Source organism: Candidatus Cloacimonas sp. (assembly GCA_035403355.1).
GTDB lineage: Bacteria > Cloacimonadota > Cloacimonadia > Cloacimonadales > Cloacimonadaceae > Cloacimonas.
Genome location: DAONFA010000002.1, coordinates 36,486 through 54,918 on the forward strand (window position 1 = coordinate 36,486; position 18,433 = coordinate 54,918).

The window sequence follows — 18,433 nt, forward strand, 5'->3', positions numbered from 1 at the left end:
CCATAACTACTTGTTGCCTGGTCATTTCTTTAACGACTCTTTAACGACCCTTTAACACTGCCTTAACTTCGTTAAGGAATCGTTAAAGAAGTGTTAATGCAGCATAAAAGATTCAACTTGGCAGGAACTAATGCGCAACATAAAAACAGGTAAAGGTCTCGCCAATGGCAAGCCAGCTTATTACTACATAGAATAAATATCTTATATTGCCCTCTATAAATTATGAACAGCACAAGCGGGAAAAAGGTTAACGCATATTCTTTCTTCGCCATTTCCTTTTCTCTATTAGCATTATTTCCTTTTACTGGATGGCAGTGATATTGCATAGATAGCTCCGGACTTTTTTTTATGCAAAAATCCACGATAAGACAGGAAAATATTTATGCCTTATCAATGAGAAAACTATATAATGGGAAGATAGGGTTGAAGATAAAACTTGACAGATTATTACTCCTTTATTTTTGCTTAAACAAAATAAAATATACTGGATAAAGGGGTTCAAATGAGCTCAAAAATGAATGTATATACTATTTACTCACTGATGCAGGACAACCAAATTCAATTTTCTTACAAGGGTCCGATAACGCAGGAAGTTCTAATTACTTTGGGTGATACTATTAAAGAAAAACTGAATAATGAGGATTGTGACACTAAAGTAGTCCGCAGGATTTTTTCCGTTTTAGTAGAGACCGCGCATAATATTCTTAAATACTCTTCCGAAAAGGTTTATCTTGATGAAACCAACAAGGCAACGGGAATTGGGCTAATCGGGATAGGAAAAACGGAACCCAATATGTTTATTGTTTTTTCCGGCAATATTGTCGGTTCCGTTGAAGCCAAAGCAATTGAAGATCGTTTGCTCTACATCAACAATCTTTCCCGCGAGGAATTGAATAAAAGCTATCAACAACAACTGAAACAAGGAACTATTACTGCAGATGGAAGTGCCGGATTGGGACTTTATGAAGTAGCAAGGCAAAGCGGTCGCCCGATAGAATACAGTTTTTCTCCCTTAGAAGATGGCAATGTATTTTTTGAGCTAAAGATTTATGTTAAGGTAGAGGATTAGAAAAATGGAAAACTATATTATTACTCCCACCAAATATACTCCCTTGATTGAGCTTTCGTTTAAGGACAACTTTTTACGCATAACAGGTGATTCTTATCCCGAAAATGCGATGGATGTGTATCAACCTTTAATTTTACAGCTGGAAAAGTATTTTACCGCTCCGGAGCAAAAACTGCAAATTGAACTGAATTTGGATTTTATCAGCACCTCCAGCAAAAAAATGCTAACCGATATCATAACCCTTTTGCAGAATTATTCTAACGCGGGGCATAACATAAATATTACCTGGTATTACACCGACGGCGATATTGAACAAAAGGAACAATGGGAAATGTTTTTGGAGGATGTTACATTTCCTTATAACATAATTCCCCTGCCGGAAGATTAAGAAAAATGACTGTAGGCGATAAAGGTCTCTTCTGGAAAGAAGAAATATTGCTTTCCGAAGCAAAAGATATATTGGCATCTCTTGGAGAAGAGGACAAAGTAAATAAACAAAAATATGCTGAACTTGCGTCCGCTTACGAAATTCTGCTGAAACAAACCTCCAAACTTACCCGCTTAAGCGATGCCGATGAAAAACGCCTGAACAATTTGCTTTCCCGTCTTTCGCGTTATGTTTCCCCTCCGCTGTATAAAAAAATAACCAGCGGTAAAGAAAGAGTGGAACTGAATAAAACCCGTAGAGTTAAACTTACCATTTTCTTTTCCGATATTGTTGACTTTTCTTCTCATAGCGCTAATATGGAAGGTGAGGCACTTTCCGCTATTTTAAATTCCTATTTGGAAGAAATGACAAACATCATTAATGCCTATAAGGGAACTCTGGATAAATATATCGGTGACGGGATTTTAGTTTTCTTTGGCGACCCGGATTTTACCAATGATTTTGAGCATGCCTTCCGCTGCGTAAATATGGCTCTGGAAATGCGACATAAAATGAGCGAATTGCAGGATAGATGGTTCAAACTTGGCTATTCCTATCCTCTGCATATTAGAATGGGTATTGCTACCGGTTATGTTACCGTTGGCAATTTTGGCAGCAGTGAAAGAATGGATTATACTATAATTGGCAGTCCGGTGAACCTTGCTTCCCGTTTACAAACACTGGCTTTGGCAGATCAAATTCTGATTTCTCATGATACCTGGGGCATAATTAAAGACCATTTTCTCTGCTCTGAAGCCCGCAAAGTAAAACTCAAGGGCTTTTCTAAAACACAGCTTGCCTACGAGGTCTATGGTCCCCGGGAAGAGAAACAGGATAACATTGTGGTGATTGAAGATAAAGAAAAGGACTTATTGATAAAATACGATAAAACAAAAATCAGCCCGGAAGAGGTGGCGAAATTAATTAAAACTTGAGAACGGTGAACGGTGAACGGTGAAAGGTGAAAGGTGAAGGGTGAAAGGTGAACGGTGAATGGTGAAGGGTGAAAGGTGAAAAGAATGGAGAATTGAGAATGGAGAATTGAAAATTAAAAATCTGTGTTATCTGTGTAATCTGTGAGAGCTAAATTTTTCCGGAAAAAGGAGGATAGATGGCAAAACGAATTAGAATTACGGCAGTTATTTTTACTTTGCTGTTGCTGACTGTTCTGCAATCAGCACAAAATTCCTCTACCGATATTTTATCTCAATATCAAAAGATTCAATACGATACCCAAAAAAACAGATTATTCCGTTACGAAGATGGTGCTCCCAAGGATAATTATTACAATAGTATTGTTGATAACTACGGTTATTTATGGCTGGAAGTGTATCCTCCAAATATCTTTAAGTTTAACGGAATTTCCTTTCAGAATATAGCTAAAGACCTTCCTCAAGTAGAAAGAGATTCTCTGCTTGATTATTCCTTGATTAGGGATAATAATAAGAACATATTTTTTGGTGGCAGGCATTACATCTATAAATGGAATGGCTATAAGATAATTAAATACGCTTTTCCCAAGGATGATAGAATCAGAGAATGCAAAAAGATAAAAAACAAAATTCTGGCAGTGGGCGATAAGGGCTATGCTGTGCTGAAAGATAACTCCTGGAAATATATCAGAATACCAATAAAACATTATGTTCAGGAGGGACTTTATGCGTATGGTTATTTTAAAGATCGTGGGTTATTAAATTGGCAGGAGCAAGAGTTTATCTTAGATAAAAATGACTGTTTATACCAGCTTCATTATGAAAGCGTAACTAATACTGATTATGAAACGGTATTTTTAGATAATGGAGAGGATTTTGTAGTTACTCGTTATTCTGATAAAGGTCTTAAGAATATCCCTTGTATTACAAAAGAAGAATTGAATAAGCAATTCACAGCACAAAAGAAGAAATTTGTTCCTTCTTTTCAAATTACGGACAATGATGAGATTTATGTTCTCTGCGACAGGACTGAATATATATACAAACTGAACCCCGATAATTCATTATTTCAAAAAGTTAATTTGGCTAAAGGCGTATTACTTGATTCTAATAGTTGCTATGGGACTCACCGTAATTTTCTTACTTCTTGCAGAAATGATACTCTGTTTTTCAGTGAAATTGATAGCGGCATTAACTACAACAAAGAAGAATATTATTATCCTGACTATAATCCTGATCAGGATTGCTTTATACTTTATAAGAATGATTATAGTTTTATTCAAGCTGTTGATAAAAAAAGAGTAAACTACCAGGCATTAGTATTGACAGCAATTCCCGGTATTGATTGCTTAATTCCTGTTACAATGCCTGAAGCATCAACAAAGGGAGAATATGTTTATTGGAGGAAGTTTACTAATATACTTATTAAAAATAATAATGTGCTGTATAGCGTAGCTGATAAAAAAATACCTGGAGTGCACAGAATATACATTACAAATGTAGATTCCAATATTTCTCAATGTATCTCCGTAGCTGATAAAGCAACTTATCTTACGCTAATTGATTATAACCCGGTAAGTAAATGTATTATGTTTGCAGGACAGGAAGGCATCAGAGAGGTCTGTATCTCTAAGCAAAGTGATTTGTTATATGAATACCAATATCAAGATTACTGGCTTACAAGTGTCAATTACTCAAGGGGATTACTTCATAATTTAGGAAACTATGATTATAAAGTGAAGGAATACAATACCTTATTGTTATTGCATAACGACAAGGGCATCAACAAGCTATATGAATATAAAGGAAAATATTACCCAACTTTAAAACTTATGAATAGTCAGAAAGCAGTATCTTTATATATGCTGGATGAAAATAATTCCATTTTGCACATTGTTGAATTTGATTTATCCGGCGGGAAGGTGAAAAAAGAAGATAAATACAAAAACATACTTTCTTATTCCACTTTGGATGATTATCTTTTACTGATAGATGATAAACATTGCTTTACTCTAAAGAACTCCGAAGGAACAAGAAAAGGAAATTTGGAACAGATAATAAACCCCTGGGCAGATATATTGAAGGCATATAATATTAAGTATGAGCAGTTATATTCCTCCTTCTTTCCCCAAGTAATAGATGAAAATACAATATTTGTTTCTTCCAGTGTAAATCAAATTGTTAAGAATGAACAAGGTGAGAGCGAATTATCCGCAGGTATGCCTTTCTATTCCAGAAAAACATTACCAGCAGCAAAAACTGCATTGGTTGGTAGTCCACCCGAAAAATTGAATACTGTTCCGTTAATTTATGACTGTAAGCAAAATAAGATAGAGGAAAAACCTACCTGGATAACTCCCTTATTTTGTAGGACATTGGAAGGAACGAAAGTCCATATTATTCATTTCCAGAAGACACAAAAAGGGACTTATTTAAGAATAAGCAACTATGCGAATAAGGATGTTGTTATATCCAATACGGATTTTATTTATCAACTTACTAATAATGAATTACCTGGATACGATATTTTTACAGATAAAGCTAACTACTATCCTAGGATTGGTAATAAGCTATACTACCTTTACCAGGAGAAATGGAATACTGTTAATCTGGATGATTTTTCCCAATACACAGAACTGGAAGGTGTTACGGAAATAAATAATGATTTATGGCTTGTTTTCAGTAATTCATTAGTGCGTCATTCTATGGCTTCTAAAGAAGATTTCATTTTCAGGCAAAGTGATGGTCTGCCTGAAAATATATTGTCAATGTATGAATTGGGAGGTGATTATTTCATTGTAACCTGCAGTGGAATTTATAAGTTCATCACGGAAGAGGAAGGAGCTACGCTAATAGTTCCGGCGGTGAATGTAAACGGCAAGTTATATCCTTCCGGAGTAGCCAATAAATTTAATCATAAGCAGAACAATATTATCATTCCGGTGGATATTCTAAACACAATGTATCCTGAAAAGATGAAACTTACTTATCGTCTGCTGGGCTATGAAAAGAATTGGAAACAGCGTGATTATCTTCCTCAGATTGAATATCCAATGCTACCTCCGGGGCATTATGAATTCCAGATTTATGGCACTTCTCCCATTGGTAAAAAGGCAAAACCCATCAGTGTGTTTTTCAGTATTTCGCCTCCTTTTTATGCTACCTGGTGGGCGTATCTGATATATATTATTGCTCTTCTTTTCTCTATTCGGGGAATTTATAAACTGCGTACCAGGCAATTGAAACTGCGTAATTTAGCCCTGGAAAAGACAGTTGCAGAACGCACTCAGGAAGTAATTGAAAAACAAAAGCACATTCAGGAGTCAATTAACTATGCCTTCTTTATTCAAAAGTCAACTTTGCCTCAGGATTCAGATATGGCAGATGCTTTTGCTTCCCATTTTGTACTCTGGCAACCCAAAGCAACTGTGGGAGGTGATTTTTACTGGCTGCATAAAAACGAAAAAGGGGAGGTCTTTTTTGCTGTTATTGATTGCACGGGGCATGGAGTTCCGGGTGCTTTGCTGTCTATGACTGTTTCCTCTCTTCTCAATCATTTAATTAAAGATATTGGAATGGATAAGCCCTCTGCCATTTTACAAACAATGCATCAGGAATTTGGTGCTGCCTTGCATCAGGAAAATCCTGAAGCACAACAGGATGGAGTGGAAATTTCTTTGCTGAAAATAACTAAGGAGCTGATAACTTTTTGCGGTGCGGGACTCAATTTAGTATATTATGATAAACAGAGCCAAACCTTGAATCAGGTTCGGGGAGATAGATATGGCTTAGGTGGTTTGAAAAGACATCGGGAACTGGAATTGACGGAACATAATTTGCCTTATTCAGCAAACCTGCTTCTCTATCTTTATACCGATGGAATAATAGACCAACCGGTTCCCGATTCAGAAAAAATAAAGCGTTTGGGCAATGCTCTCTGGCTGAAACTGATTTCCGAGCTTGTTTCTTTGCCCTTAGCTGAACAGAAGACCCTTTTAGCAGAAAAAATAAAAGCGATGCTGGATTTTTATGAACAGCGGGATGATATTACGATTGTTGGATTACAGCTATAGACGAAGGATGCCATTCCTCCAGTTACACCATTGTGAGCAATGATGTTTAACCAAAAGAAACAACGAAAGGATGAGCTGCAGGATAAACTTCTTTCTGCAGTTGTTTCTGTTTATCTGTATATGGCACGCACGGCTAAACTGAAAGGGGCAGAGATAAATTTTGTTGACCGCATTCTGCAAAGTATGTTTGGCGGTGAAATTCCTCTTTATAAAATTGAGCAGGCAAGGCAGAAGGCACTTTCCTTAAGGGAAGCAGCCAATTTTTTGAATAGGACTTTAAATGCTGCCGATCGCACCAAAATTATTCTGAACCTGATATCCCTTGCCTATTATGAACGCAGTAAAATAAATATTTTAGGCAGTGTGGAAATTGTTGTTTTAGTAGATCTTCTTCGCTTGGAAGTGAATCTGCTGGATGCCATTTATGACCTTTTTGAAGGTAAAACCGATTTTATAAACTTATCGCTTTCTTATAAAGATATGGAAACGGGCTTGCTGAGAAATTCTATGTTATGGTCAGCGGAAGGAGGTGATTTTAAGTTCCGGGGTCTGCATAATAATGCCAAACTCCTCTTTATTATGATTGAATCCCTGGTTTTAGTAAATCCCTGTTCTCAAGGCGAGGAATCAATCTGTTCTATAGTGGAAGGAACTGTTTTGCGGACTTTGGAGCAAGGGCATTTTCATCGTTTGCAGGAAGATAGCATTATTATTTTACAGGGTGCAAAAGGGGAAATTCGGCTGCAGACAAAAGACCTGTGGACTATTTATAACCTGAGTTTTTCAGCCCGGGAGCTGCATTATCCTGAATTTCATCAATGTAAACTGAAGTATAAAAACCGCCGGTTTGGGCTGGAAAGCAAAGCTAAATTCAAGCTGCATCAAACAGAGGAACTTGCCTTGGACGATCCGGTTTTGGATAGTTCACAAACATTGTTGCAGATATTAGTTCAAGAAGAAAGCGAAAAAGAAGACCTGTTCAAAGAGCGGGATTATTATCTGTGCAGTAATCGTCAGGGCTTTTATCTTAGTTCCAATAGTTCCGCTTCAGCAATATTACACTTCTCTCAGCAAGAAGAAGAGCTTTGGGTAGAAAAAATAGATACCGGGGAGGTTTTCCTAAACGGGAATGCATTTACCGGTAAGCAACATTATACCATCAATCAGGATATTATTTCTATTGCGGAAACCAATTACCTTATCAATCGCAATCGGGAGCTGATTGAAATTCCCTTGCAGATTGAAAACTTCAATGTTGCTGAAATCTCGCACCAATTTAAGGATGGCACAACAGGGCTTGCCAGTATTTCTTTTCATTTAAAACAAGGAACAATGATGGCAGTTATGGGTTCCAGTGGCAGTGGCAAAACAACTTTACTGCAAGTTCTATTGGGAGATATAAAAGCTACGCATAGTGAAATAACAGTGGACGGATTGGATTTTAACTCCAATTATCCTTTTTTCAGAAAGTATATTGGCTATGTGCCACAGGACGATTTACTTTTCCCCAATTTAACGGTTTATGAAAATCTGCTCTTTCGTGTCCATTTGGCTTTACCCTACCTGAAAAACAAGGAGGAAATAAAGAGCCGAATACATAATTTACTGCAGACCGTTGGGCTTTATGAACAGAGAAATATGTTGGTTGGAGATACGCTTAATAAAAAGCTCAGCGGGGGGCAAAGAAGGCGGTTAAATATTGCTTTGGAGCTTGTTTTGAACCCGATGATTATTATTCTGGATGAACCCACCAGCGGACTTTCCTCCAAGGATTCAGAAAACATAGCGGAATTTCTGAACGAGCTGAAACAACAAAACAAAATTATTATCTGCACAATTCATCAGCCCAACGCTACTGTCTTTAACTATTTTGACAGCGTTTTGCTTTTGGATAAGGGTGGCAGACAGGTCTATTTCGGTTCCGGCAAAGATGTCTTCAACTATTTTGAGGAAGAACTTGCCCAAAGCAGTAAACAAAAAGAAGCGCTATCTCTAAAAAGAAAACTATTGATGCCCGATTACTGCTATGACATCATTGAGCTGACTGATTCCGCCGGCAATAGAAAATTCCCTCCGGAATACTGGCAGAGGAAATATCGTAATTACCGTTTTCAAAAAGCGATGGATACCAATTTTGAACTTTTGGGCTCTAATCCGGAAAGAGAAATAGCGGCTGCTCCCAAAGCAAAACAACCCTATCGTTTTGCCAATCTGTTTTTTTTAACAGCCCGCAATTTTCTGAATAAAAGCAGAAGCAAATTGAATGTAATGCTCACTTTACTGGCAGCTCCGCTTTTGGCTTTTATTACCGCTTTTATGTTGCGTAGTGTTCCGGTTGGCGAAGTTTACAGTTTTGGTCAAAATCAAAATTCCTGGCTTTTTGGTTTTATTTCGGTTCTTATTTTCATCTTCATCGGCTTGGCTAATAGCATTGATGACCTGCTAAGTGAAAAACGCAGTATTATGCGAGAATTGAAACTAAATGTTTCTGCGTTTCAGCAACTTTTTGCCAAGGGATTGGTGTTATTTATAATGACTTTAATCCAGGTTTTGCTTTATTACTGCATTTCTGCCTGGGTTTTGGGTTTGCGGGGTTTTTTAGTTCCCCATTGTCTTTTTTTATTACTGAGTGGAATTATCGGTTACAGCATTGGCTTGATGTTTTCCAGCATCATCAAAGACCGCAGTGCTGTAATCAATATCCTGCCGTTGGTGATAATACCTCAGATATTATTCAGCGGGGCTGTTATCCAATTTGCTGATATGAATTCTGCGTTGCGGATTAACAAAAAGAGCGAAATTCCCGAATTTTGTCATTTTATACCTTCGCGTTGGCTTTATGAGGGCTGGATGATTTCTTCCGCTACCTTAAATACTATTCAGCGGGAGAATCGTAAATTCTATTCTCTTTCTCATAATGCTGCAGTAAATTATCAGACCTATATGCAAGCAGTAGAGTCCCATAATTCTTTTCTGGAAAAACACCCGGCAAGTAAATACAGTAACGACCTTATTAAAGAGGCAATATCTATTGCCGATGGACAGTATCTGAATGAGCAACGCAATATTTTTCTCTCACCGGAAATGAAGTTTTGGGGAAAGGAGGTCTCTACTTTGTTTCCGGATATAATTATTTCGGTTTTAATGGCTTGTGTTTTTGGCTTTATCACCTGGCTGCGGTTGCGTTATTATTTCCAGTGAGGAATTATGAACATCTATATTCGTTCTCAGGATTCTAACTTTCGGAAGGTAGAAGTCCTCTTCTACCACGGATTATTACTATGAACATCTATATTCGTTCTCAGGATTCTAACTTTCGGAAGGTAGAAGTCCTCTTCTACCACGGATTATTACTATGAACATCTATATTCGTTCTCAGGATTCAGACCTTTTCAAGTATCTTTCCGATGCTCAATATGCCCAAATTTTCTCCCAAACAGAATCCATAGAACTAAAGCCCGCGGAAGTTATATTGGAAAAAGGTTCCCTGCCTGATAGCTTTATTATTTTGCAGGAAGGGGAATTGGAACTTACAGGCAAGCAATATTTGGGTTCCCTTTTCCCCGGTGAATACTATGGAGAGATTTTCTACCTGGAGTCCTTTCCCAGCCCTTTAGAAATTAAAGCAGTTAAACCCTGCAGAGTATTGAAATTGAAGTTCTCTGCCTTAAATGAATTTATTGCCGGTGACCCCGATTTGGCTGCCAGAATTCAGGCAGCTGTAAATGACTCCTTATGTCTGAAAATAATTCAGTTAACTCACGGAAGTCTAGATGGTTAAGTATAATGACCACCCGCTCTATTGTTTCTTAAGCCCGGAAGAGAAAAAACTGTTGAAAACAATAGTTAAATCCCAAAGCTTTATGGCTCACGAAACAATAATCAACCTCGGAGAACGCAATCGGGATATAATTTGCCTGGAAGAAGGCAGCGTTTCTATCCAGGTTGAAGATTTTGAAGGCAATGTGCGTGAAGTTACACGCATCCATTCAGGAAACCTTGTGGGCGAAATGAATTTTATTATTCCTACACGCAGAACTGCCAATGTTGTTACCTTAACTTATGTAGAGGCAGATATTATCCCCTTTGCCAAACTTTGCGCTCTGTTAAAAGAATACCCTCTTTTAGCGGAAAAGATATTTTCGGCTCTTTCGCTGCAGCTGAAAGACAAATATCTGGGGATGATAAATGCCTGAAATTATTTCTCTCTCTAATAATTCTGAATATAAAGGCAAGATATACATACATTTTATTGCTGACAAGTTTTCAAATAAGATACCTGATTTTATACAAAAGAGGGGAGAGCTTTGGTGGTTTCTACAATATAACTGTGTATTAGAGATAGAAAAAAATATTATATATCAATGCCAAAGAGAACCTGAAATTTTCTCAATAACCCTCCGATATGAATCCCGTATCGTTCTCGTATCGCGATATGGGAACGATACGGGATTCTCATCTGCCGCATAGCCCCAAAAAGAAGGAACTGCTATACGGCTGATTTTGGGGAGGGAAAAAAGAACAAATTTTCCGAGGGGCTTTCTTGGTACCGGCGCTCGCTGTAGCGCCGAATAAAAAAAGGCGGAATGTGTACCGGCGCTCGCTGTAGCGCCGACTCGGCGGAACGGCGTCCGCCGGTACTAAAAACGGCTACCCTTCTTTATTTCAATAGCGATAATGGCGTAAGCCAAATCGGTTAATGCAAACTCCCTGTTCTAAAAGAGGAAATAATTTCTTTCTTATCTCAGGCAGCGATGGGATTTAGGGTTTTCTCCCTACACTGGCAATATAAATTACAAATTCTTCAATGCCGTCCAAACCCAATGCTTCATTCATTACTTCATCCAAAAAAGCGCCAATCATACAGGCACCGGCATCAATGGCTTCCGCTGCAAGATGGATATTTTGTCCTATATGTCCTGCATCCAGATAGAGATAGCGATAGCCGCGTTGGCCATATCTCCACACAGTTCTATAGGGAACTGCGGAAAAAATAAAATTCACTGCTGCTTGAGGTATCATTTCCTGGAACATACAGCCCTCGTGAATTTTAGCGGCAATTTCGGGAGAATCGTTATATAAAATCAGGCAGTGTTTTACAGGATGATAATAGTATAAACCGGGTTTGATGCCTTCCACTTTACGGATGTCTAAAAAGGTCTCCAAAGGATGGCGTGAACCGGCAGAAGGAACATTGCGAAAAGTAAGTTCCATCTTTTCCGTAGAGCGAAAATCTCTTGCCCAGGAAGAAGCCCAAAGCAAAAAAGAGAGTTCTTCCTGTTTTAGAGGTGCATCGCTGTATTTACGCAAGCTTCTTCTCTGTTCAATGGCTTTGGCTAATGGCATTTCCGGCATTTTTAGGGTTCCTGTTGCCGGCAAAGCAATAATTTCTCCGCTGCGAGCTTTAATTGCATCCGGACGAGGAACTCCTAAGGTCTGGTCGCTTTCGCGTTCATAGATATAGCGGGTTAAGCGAACAAATTCCAAACCGATGTTCTCCGCTTCAGGTTTCATTGTATCAATTTCTTTCAGAACATCCTGCAGATTTTGTTCAAAAAAAGCAAAGTCCTCTTCGCTGATTTCGGCTTGTTTGATAATTTCTTCGCGGGAATAGCCCCGGGTTTTATAATACAAATAGCCAAAGGTCTTCATATCCATTTTTGTTTTTCCTTTTTTTACAGCAGGTCTTGCCGGTTTTGTTGTTGCAGAAAGTTCACGATATTTTTCACATCTTCCGCCATATCCTTATTACAAAGGAGGATAGCGTCGTCAGTTTCAATCAGGCAAAGGTCGTGCACTCCAATTAAAGCTGTGAATTTATTGGTAGCCATATAGTTATTAGTAGCGGATAAGGCCTTACCGCAGCAGGAAAAATAATTTCCTTCCTTATCTTTCTCTGTTAAATCAGCAACCGCTTTCCAGCTGCCAACATCGCTCCAATCAAAAGTTACGGGAATAACTCCCCGGTTATCTGCCTTTTCCATAATACCGATATCAATTGGAAGGTGTGGCATTTTAGCATAGAGGGAGGCAATATCTGTATCCAAACCTTCATTTTGCCATTTGTTACCAATTTCGCTAACGATATTGGACGCTTCCGGTAACCAGACCTCAAATGCTTGAGAAATAGTTTGTAGAGTCCAGCAAAACATTCCGCTGTTCCAATAGTAATTCTTTTGTGCCAGGAACAGTTCTGCGGTCTGTTGATCGGGCTTTTCCTTAAACTGCAATACTTCTCTTACGCCAGGGGCAATCTCTTTTCCAGCTTCAATATAGCCATATCCCGTAGTAGGATACAAAGGAACAATGCCAAAAGTGATAAGATACCCCTTTTGTGCCTCAATTTCTGCGGGCTTTAATATATCCAGAAACTTTTCCCCTTCACGAATTATGTGGTCGGCAGGCAAAATGAATAATGCCTCCTGAGGATGATACAAGCGTTTCAAATATTCCACGCTAAGCGCTATGCAGGGTGCAGTGTTCATCCCAAATGGTTCAATAATGATATTCTGGATGGGAAGTTCCGGTAGCTGTTGTTTAATCAGTTCTATCTGATTTGCTGCGGTTACAATATAAATATCGGCAAAAGAAAAACGGGGTAAAAGGCGTTTAACTGTCATCTGTAAAAGCGAAAGGTCACCCAAAACGCGTAAGAACTGTTTCGGGAAATTTTTGCGGCTAAGAGGCCAAAAACGGGTTCCTGCTCCCCCTGCCATAATTAGGGCGATCATTGTTCTACAACCTGCACATCTTTAGGGTATGTGTATTGCCAAATGGAGGCAGGAATTTTGGCATTGGTTTTGATATTGGAAAAATTGTAGGTGACCTTATCATTATTACGATTTGACCAGGTTAACGATTGCACGATTCCTGTTGCTGAATTTACTGAGGCACTGATAGAGACGATAATCGGGTCGTCAAAAGGTTTCAGAGAAACATTCACCAGGTCTCCTTTGCCTTGCTGAATACTGACGGTGGACTTTTTCCAATACAGTTGCAGAATTTCCACAGGGTTCATTTTGCCGAATTCAGGACGCATTTTGCTACGAAAGACAGTGTTACTTTGTGAATCATAGAGATCAACAATCCCCCCGGAAACAATTAAGCGCTGAAAATAGGGCTTATTGTAACGAATAACCATCCTGCCTTTGGTAAAATAGATATTTCCGTTGTAGGTGATGCTTTTTTCAAGGGAAGCAAAATAGTTATCCTGCTTAATTACTGCCTGAAAACTGCTTAAACTTCCGTAGGTCTTGGCTATTTTTTGATACAGCGCTTCACTGCTGATGCCCAAAAGCAGGTTACAGCACAGTAAAAGGATAAGGGTAATTATTTTAGCGTTCTTCATCTATCACTCCTATGCGGATTAAATCTTCCCGGGTTGCTAAAACATCGCGGGATTTACTACCTAAATGAGGTCCGATAATGCGGGCTCTTTCTAAAAGGTCAATTAATCGTCCCGCTCTGGCATAGCCAATTTTAAAATGCCGTTGCAACATAGAAACGGAAGCAGTTCCGGTGGTAACAATTACTTTTGCTGCTTCGGGAAATAAATCATCATCGTAATCAAAGAAACCGGGGCTTTCATTTTCTTCCATAGTTAGCGAAAAATCCTGTGTGGGCTTGGGCTGAGTAGCCAAAAAGTTACAAACCCTGGCAATTTCCACATCGGAAACAAAGGCACCGTGAATGCGTTCCGGCAATGCTTTTCCCGGAGGTAAAAACAGCATATCTCCATTGCCTAAAAGTCGTTCCGCTCCAATCATATCTAAAATAACGCGGGAATCCACTCGGGAAGAAACCTGGAAGGCAATTCGGGCAGGGAAATTTGCTTTAATAATACCGGTGATAACTTTAATGGAAGGACGCTGAGTAGCTAAAATAAGATGCATACCCACCGCTCTTGCCATTTGTGCTAAACGCGTGATCGGCAATTCAATATCTTTCCCGCTGGTCATAATTAAATCGGCAAATTCATCCACGATAATAACGATAAAAGGCAAGGGCTCCAGGCCTTCTTCTTCACTGCATTTTTCGTTGTAACCAATAATATCCCGCACTTTGGCTTCCTGCAAAATTTCGTAACGCCTTTCCATTTCGCGCACTGCCCAAATAAAGGTTTCCAAGGCAGTATCGGCATCGGTTACAACTTGTCCAATCAAATGAGGAAGTTCATTGTAACCCGCCAGCTCAACCCTCTTGGGATCAATTAAAATTAGACGCAGGTCATCAGGTTTGGTGCGCATAATCAAACTCATAATAATGGTATTGATACAAACGCTTTTTCCGCTTCCCGTGGCACCGGCAATTAAAAGATGGGGCATTTTTGCCAAATCAGCTACAATTGGTTTACCGGCAATATCTTTGCCCAAACCGAATGCTAATTTGGATGTTGTCTGCCGCATTTGTTCCGAAAGCAGGAGGTCTTTCAAATAAATCATATCTCTTGCCAGATTGGGAATTTCAATTCCGATTAACCCTCGTCCCGGAATAGGTGCCTGCACTCTGATTGATTTTGCTTTAATAGCTAGTGCCAAATCATCTGCCAGAGAAGTAAAACGGCTTACTTTGATGCCTTTGGCAGGTTCCAGTTCATATTGAGTAATAATGGGACCGATATTCACATTTTTTACTTCAGCTTCAATTCCAAATTCTGCCAGTTTGCTCTTTAAAATTTGGCTGGTAGAGATAATTTGATTTTCAATTTCTTTGCGTTCGCGTTCGGAAAGTTTAATTGGGCTTTCCAAAAATTCATCTATGACTGGAAGCTGATATTCTCTATCCGTATCCTCTTCCTTAGAAGACGGCTTGGGTTTCTTCTCTTTAGGAAGCTTTACAACCTCTTCAAATAAGGGCTCCGGAACAGGAACGGAACGATTGTGATTTTGGATTACCGGAATTGTTTCCTCTGCTTCTTGGGGAGCAGGATTTATATTATTGGCAGTGATGGTAGGTTTGGCTGCTTTGGGCTTTTTCTCTTTCTGCTGCTGCCAGTTTTCTACAGCAGACAAAATCCATCTCTTTAACCGTTCATATTCAATCAGCATAACAGCTGTTAAAACTACAGCGCCGATTAAAATAATCTTAGCGCCTGCTCCTGAAAAAACAGCTGCTAAAATCCGGTAAACAAATAAGGGCACAATACTATGAAAATATTCCTGCTGCCCCGAAACTAACAACACTTGCAGCAAGAACATAATTATCATCAGCGCATAGCCCTTTTTCCTGTATTTATCGGCTTCAGGAGCTAAAAAATAGAGTAACGACATCACCGCTATAATATTTAAACCAATCAGGGAAAACCAGAACCCGAAAAGATAGATAAAAACATAACCGCAAACAATGCCGAAAATGCCAATTGGATTATCAGTTGTGGAATTACCTTCCTTGAACCAGGAAAATATGTTGCCCCCGGCAGCTAAAGTATCCATATCATTCTTGATGGAATTATAACCCATATTAAGAGCTATAATAATTAAAATGGACAGCAAACATACTATTCCGCTGATAATCCTTTTGGTTAGCGGGCTTACCTTTTTTTGCCTTCTGGTGTTGTTTCCTTTGCGTTGCTGCTTATTTGCCAAGATGATACGCTCCCTGATTTTCTATACATTAAAGCGGATGGAAAGAATATCTCCATCCTTAACAATATAATCCTTTCCTTCCAAACGGAAAAGCCCTTTCTCTTTAAGTGCCTTTTCACTGCCGTAAGTAATAATGTCTGCATACTGAAAACACTCAGCCCGGATAAAACCCCGCGCCAGGTCACTGTGAATTTTTCCTGCTGCAGTTACAGCATTGGCACCTTTTTCAATTGTCCAGGCACGAACTTCATCAGGACCGACAGTGAAAAAACTAAGATAACCCATCAGCTGATAAGTCCAGTGTGCCAAACGGTCACAAATAGATTCGCTAATACCTATATCAGCCATAAACATTAGTGCTTCTTCGTTGTCCAGTTTGCTGAGCTCTTCTTCAAACTTCCCGGCTATTATCTGTGCCTGATAACCCTTGTTAGTAAAGGACTTCAGGGTTTCATCCCAGGTGTTTAAATTATCCTCGTTGCAGTTCAGCAAAATCAACATTGGCTTGGCAGAGAAAAATTGAAAGCCCCGCACTGCTTTTTCCTCTTCAGAATTTAAAGTAATAGCTGTTAAGGGCTGGTTATTTTGCAGGCAATCCACAATTTTGTGCAAGGCCTTTTCTTCAATTTGCACAGCCGGGGTTTTAACTCCTCTTTTATAACCCAGCTCAATTTTCTCTAATCGCTTTTCTGCCATAATCATATCGTAAAGCAACATTTCTTCCTGAAAGCGCTGAAATTGTTCTAAAGGGGTTCCCAAGGGGAAAAGACCTTCCAATTCCTCATCACTGAAACAGCGTAATACCAGGATAAACGCTTCGGCATTTTTTATATCCGCAAGCATAGCTGTTTCCGAGGTTTCGCTGTCTTTATAAAAAATACCGGGATAATCGTGAAACTCAATAGTAGCATAGATAGTTTTCTTGGGCTGATAGAGCTCGGCAAGCTTGTCAATGCGTTCATCGGCAACTTGGACAACGCCGATATTGGCTTCCCGGGCAGGGGTAGCATATTTATCAGTGCTCTGTTCGCTTCGGGTTAAGGCATTGAAGATTGTTGTCTTACCTGTTTTAGGCAGACCGATTATTGCCGCTTTCATCTATTTTTATCCTTTTTCAAGTATAATAGCGCTTTTACTTCCGCTGGTTCTAATAGACGCCATTTACCAACAGGAAGGTCTTTCAGTTTTATGGGACCGAACTGAAGGCGTTTTAAATAAGTAACCTTTGCCCCAATTGCTTCTATCATTTGGCGGATTTGTCTTTTCCTGCCTTCGGTGATTACTACTTTTAAGCTCATACTGTCAGGACTTTGCGCTTTTACATAAATTCCGGCAGGAAGTGTTTTTCCCCCTTCAATTTCTACTCCGTTACGAAGCAGATTTAGTTCCGCATTGTTTAGCCGACGGTTGATATCTACTTTATAAACCTTATCCACTTTATTTTCAGGACGCGTTAATAAATTTATCATAGCTGTGTCATTAGTAAAAAGCAAAAGCCCTTCACTATCTTTATCCAGTCGGCCAGCATAAGCCAGCTGTTTTCCTTTGGGTGGTAAAAGTGAATAAACCGTTTTTCTACCCAGTTCATCACTTTGGGAAACAATATAACCGCGGGGTTTATTAAGAATTAGGTAATATTTTTCTTTTTGCGGGTGGATCGGTTTTCCGTCCAAAGTTACTTTATCTTCCGCAGGATTTACACGCTGGCTGAGGTCTTTCACCAAAATGCCGTTAACTTTAATTCTGCCGGAAGTGATGAATTCTTCTACTTTTCTTCTGCTGCCTTGTCCGCAATCAGCAATATAACGATTCAGACGAAGGGTTTTACCATCCCTCAATACTGTTTTGGAGGATGGTTTTATAGAGTTTGGAGATGAGTTCTTCAACTGCTTCCTCTTTTGTTTTAAATTTGGCAGTGCCGCCTTCGGCAACGGCATATAATTCTGTCACCGTCAAACCGCTGTTTTGGTAAAGCACTGAATTATTTATCAAATCGGTAAAAGTAACCGAGACCACCATTTTAACCTGATAGTCCTGAACTTGGTTCGCTGCATCGTAGCTGTAAACAGTTTCCGAAAAACTGATTATTGTGCCTTCCAGGGTGCAATCGGGGTCTTCTGTTACCAGTTTTAAACGACCGTCTTCTCTAATTTCCCGGTTCAAATAGGTAAGCAGTTTATCCCCCAAACCATATTCACTGGTTCTATTTTCAAAAGCCAGAATTCTAATTTTACGCAAATGCGGGTAGGCATTTGAATAAACAGAATAATAACAGCTGCTTAAGATACATAACAGCAGCAAGGAATAAATAATTTTCTTGACCATTATTCCATCTCCCAAAAATGCTT

At 39.1% G+C, this 18,433-nt stretch carries 16 protein-coding genes; 8 read left to right on the forward strand and 8 right to left on the reverse strand.

What is annotated here, in order from left to right; all coding sequences use genetic code 11:
* Positions 1 to 71: 71 nt before the first annotated feature.
* Positions 72 to 326: a hypothetical protein gene (locus PLE33_00750; protein ID HPS59776.1), complete on the reverse strand. Its 255-nt coding sequence runs from the start codon at positions 324 to 326 to the stop codon at positions 72 to 74.
* A gap of 188 nt (positions 327 to 514) precedes the next feature.
* On the opposite strand from PLE33_00750, the gene PLE33_00755 reads away from it, so the two are divergent.
* From PLE33_00755 to PLE33_00790, 8 genes are all read left to right on the forward strand, one after another.
* Positions 515 to 1,069 (forward strand): SiaB family protein kinase, encoded by a 555-nt coding sequence (locus tag PLE33_00755; GenBank protein ID HPS59777.1) that lies wholly within the window; start codon positions 515 to 517, stop codon positions 1,067 to 1,069.
* A gap of 4 nt (positions 1,070 to 1,073) precedes the next feature.
* A complete protein-coding gene (locus tag PLE33_00760) occupies positions 1,074 to 1,457 on the forward strand; it encodes a DUF1987 domain-containing protein (GenBank protein HPS59778.1) in 384 nt (127 codons plus the stop codon).
* 5 nt (positions 1,458 to 1,462) lie between these two features.
* Entirely contained in the window at positions 1,463 to 2,431 is a 969-nt protein-coding gene (locus PLE33_00765; protein HPS59779.1) for an adenylate/guanylate cyclase domain-containing protein, read from the forward strand.
* 176 nt (positions 2,432 to 2,607) lie between these two features.
* Positions 2,608 to 6,501 carry a SpoIIE family protein phosphatase gene (locus PLE33_00770; GenBank protein ID HPS59780.1) on the forward strand — a complete coding sequence of 1,298 codons (3,894 nt, stop codon included), beginning with the start codon at positions 2,608 to 2,610 and terminating at the stop codon, positions 6,499 to 6,501.
* A 39-nt stretch (positions 6,502 to 6,540) separates the two neighbouring features.
* Complete coding sequence (locus tag PLE33_00775; GenBank protein ID HPS59781.1) at positions 6,541 to 9,702, forward strand: ATP-binding cassette domain-containing protein; 3,162 nt, start codon at positions 6,541 to 6,543, stop codon at positions 9,700 to 9,702.
* Positions 9,703 to 9,856: 154 nt separating this feature from the next.
* Positions 9,857 to 10,282 carry a cyclic nucleotide-binding domain-containing protein gene (locus tag PLE33_00780; GenBank protein HPS59782.1) on the forward strand — a complete coding sequence of 142 codons (426 nt, stop codon included), beginning with the start codon at positions 9,857 to 9,859 and terminating at the stop codon, positions 10,280 to 10,282.
* Positions 10,275 to 10,697: a cyclic nucleotide-binding domain-containing protein gene (locus PLE33_00785; GenBank protein HPS59783.1), complete on the forward strand. Its 423-nt coding sequence runs from the start codon at positions 10,275 to 10,277 to the stop codon at positions 10,695 to 10,697. Before PLE33_00780 ends, PLE33_00785 begins: the two co-directional genes overlap by 8 nt.
* A complete protein-coding gene (locus PLE33_00790; protein ID HPS59784.1) occupies positions 10,690 to 10,971 on the forward strand; it encodes a hypothetical protein in 282 nt (93 codons plus the stop codon). Before PLE33_00785 ends, PLE33_00790 begins: the two co-directional genes overlap by 8 nt.
* 291 nt (positions 10,972 to 11,262) lie before the next feature.
* Here the strand turns inward: PLE33_00790 and PLE33_00795 are convergent, their stop codons facing one another.
* The 7 genes from PLE33_00795 to PLE33_00825 are packed head-to-tail and all read right to left on the reverse strand — an operon-like array spanning position 11,263 to position 18,410.
* The gene (locus tag PLE33_00795; GenBank protein HPS59785.1) at positions 11,263 to 12,159 is read right to left on the reverse strand and encodes a SagB/ThcOx family dehydrogenase; all 897 of its coding nucleotides are present in this window, start codon (positions 12,157 to 12,159) and stop codon (positions 11,263 to 11,265) included.
* 17 nt (positions 12,160 to 12,176) lie between these two features.
* Positions 12,177 to 13,232, reverse strand: a complete 1,056-nt coding sequence (locus tag PLE33_00800) for a sugar phosphate nucleotidyltransferase (GenBank protein HPS59786.1) — start codon at positions 13,230 to 13,232, stop codon at positions 12,177 to 12,179.
* Entirely contained in the window at positions 13,229 to 13,849 is a 621-nt protein-coding gene (locus tag PLE33_00805) for an outer membrane lipoprotein carrier protein LolA (protein ID HPS59787.1), read from the reverse strand. The genes PLE33_00800 and PLE33_00805 overlap by 4 nt, the downstream gene beginning before the upstream one ends.
* Positions 13,836 to 16,085 (reverse strand): DNA translocase FtsK, encoded by a 2,250-nt coding sequence (locus tag PLE33_00810; GenBank protein HPS59788.1) that lies wholly within the window; start codon positions 16,083 to 16,085, stop codon positions 13,836 to 13,838. Before PLE33_00810 ends, PLE33_00805 begins: the two co-directional genes overlap by 14 nt.
* Before the next feature lie 21 nt (positions 16,086 to 16,106).
* A complete protein-coding gene (locus PLE33_00815) occupies positions 16,107 to 17,183 on the reverse strand; it encodes a DUF933 domain-containing protein (protein HPS59789.1) in 1,077 nt (358 codons plus the stop codon).
* Positions 17,180 to 17,971, reverse strand: coding sequence for a pseudouridine synthase (locus PLE33_00820; protein ID HPS59790.1), 792 nt, complete (start codon positions 17,969 to 17,971; stop codon positions 17,180 to 17,182). Before PLE33_00820 ends, PLE33_00815 begins: the two co-directional genes overlap by 4 nt.
* Positions 17,910 to 18,410 carry an LptE family protein gene (locus tag PLE33_00825; GenBank protein HPS59791.1) on the reverse strand — a complete coding sequence of 167 codons (501 nt, stop codon included), beginning with the start codon at positions 18,408 to 18,410 and terminating at the stop codon, positions 17,910 to 17,912. Before PLE33_00825 ends, PLE33_00820 begins: the two co-directional genes overlap by 62 nt.
* Positions 18,411 to 18,433 lie beyond the last annotated feature (23 nt).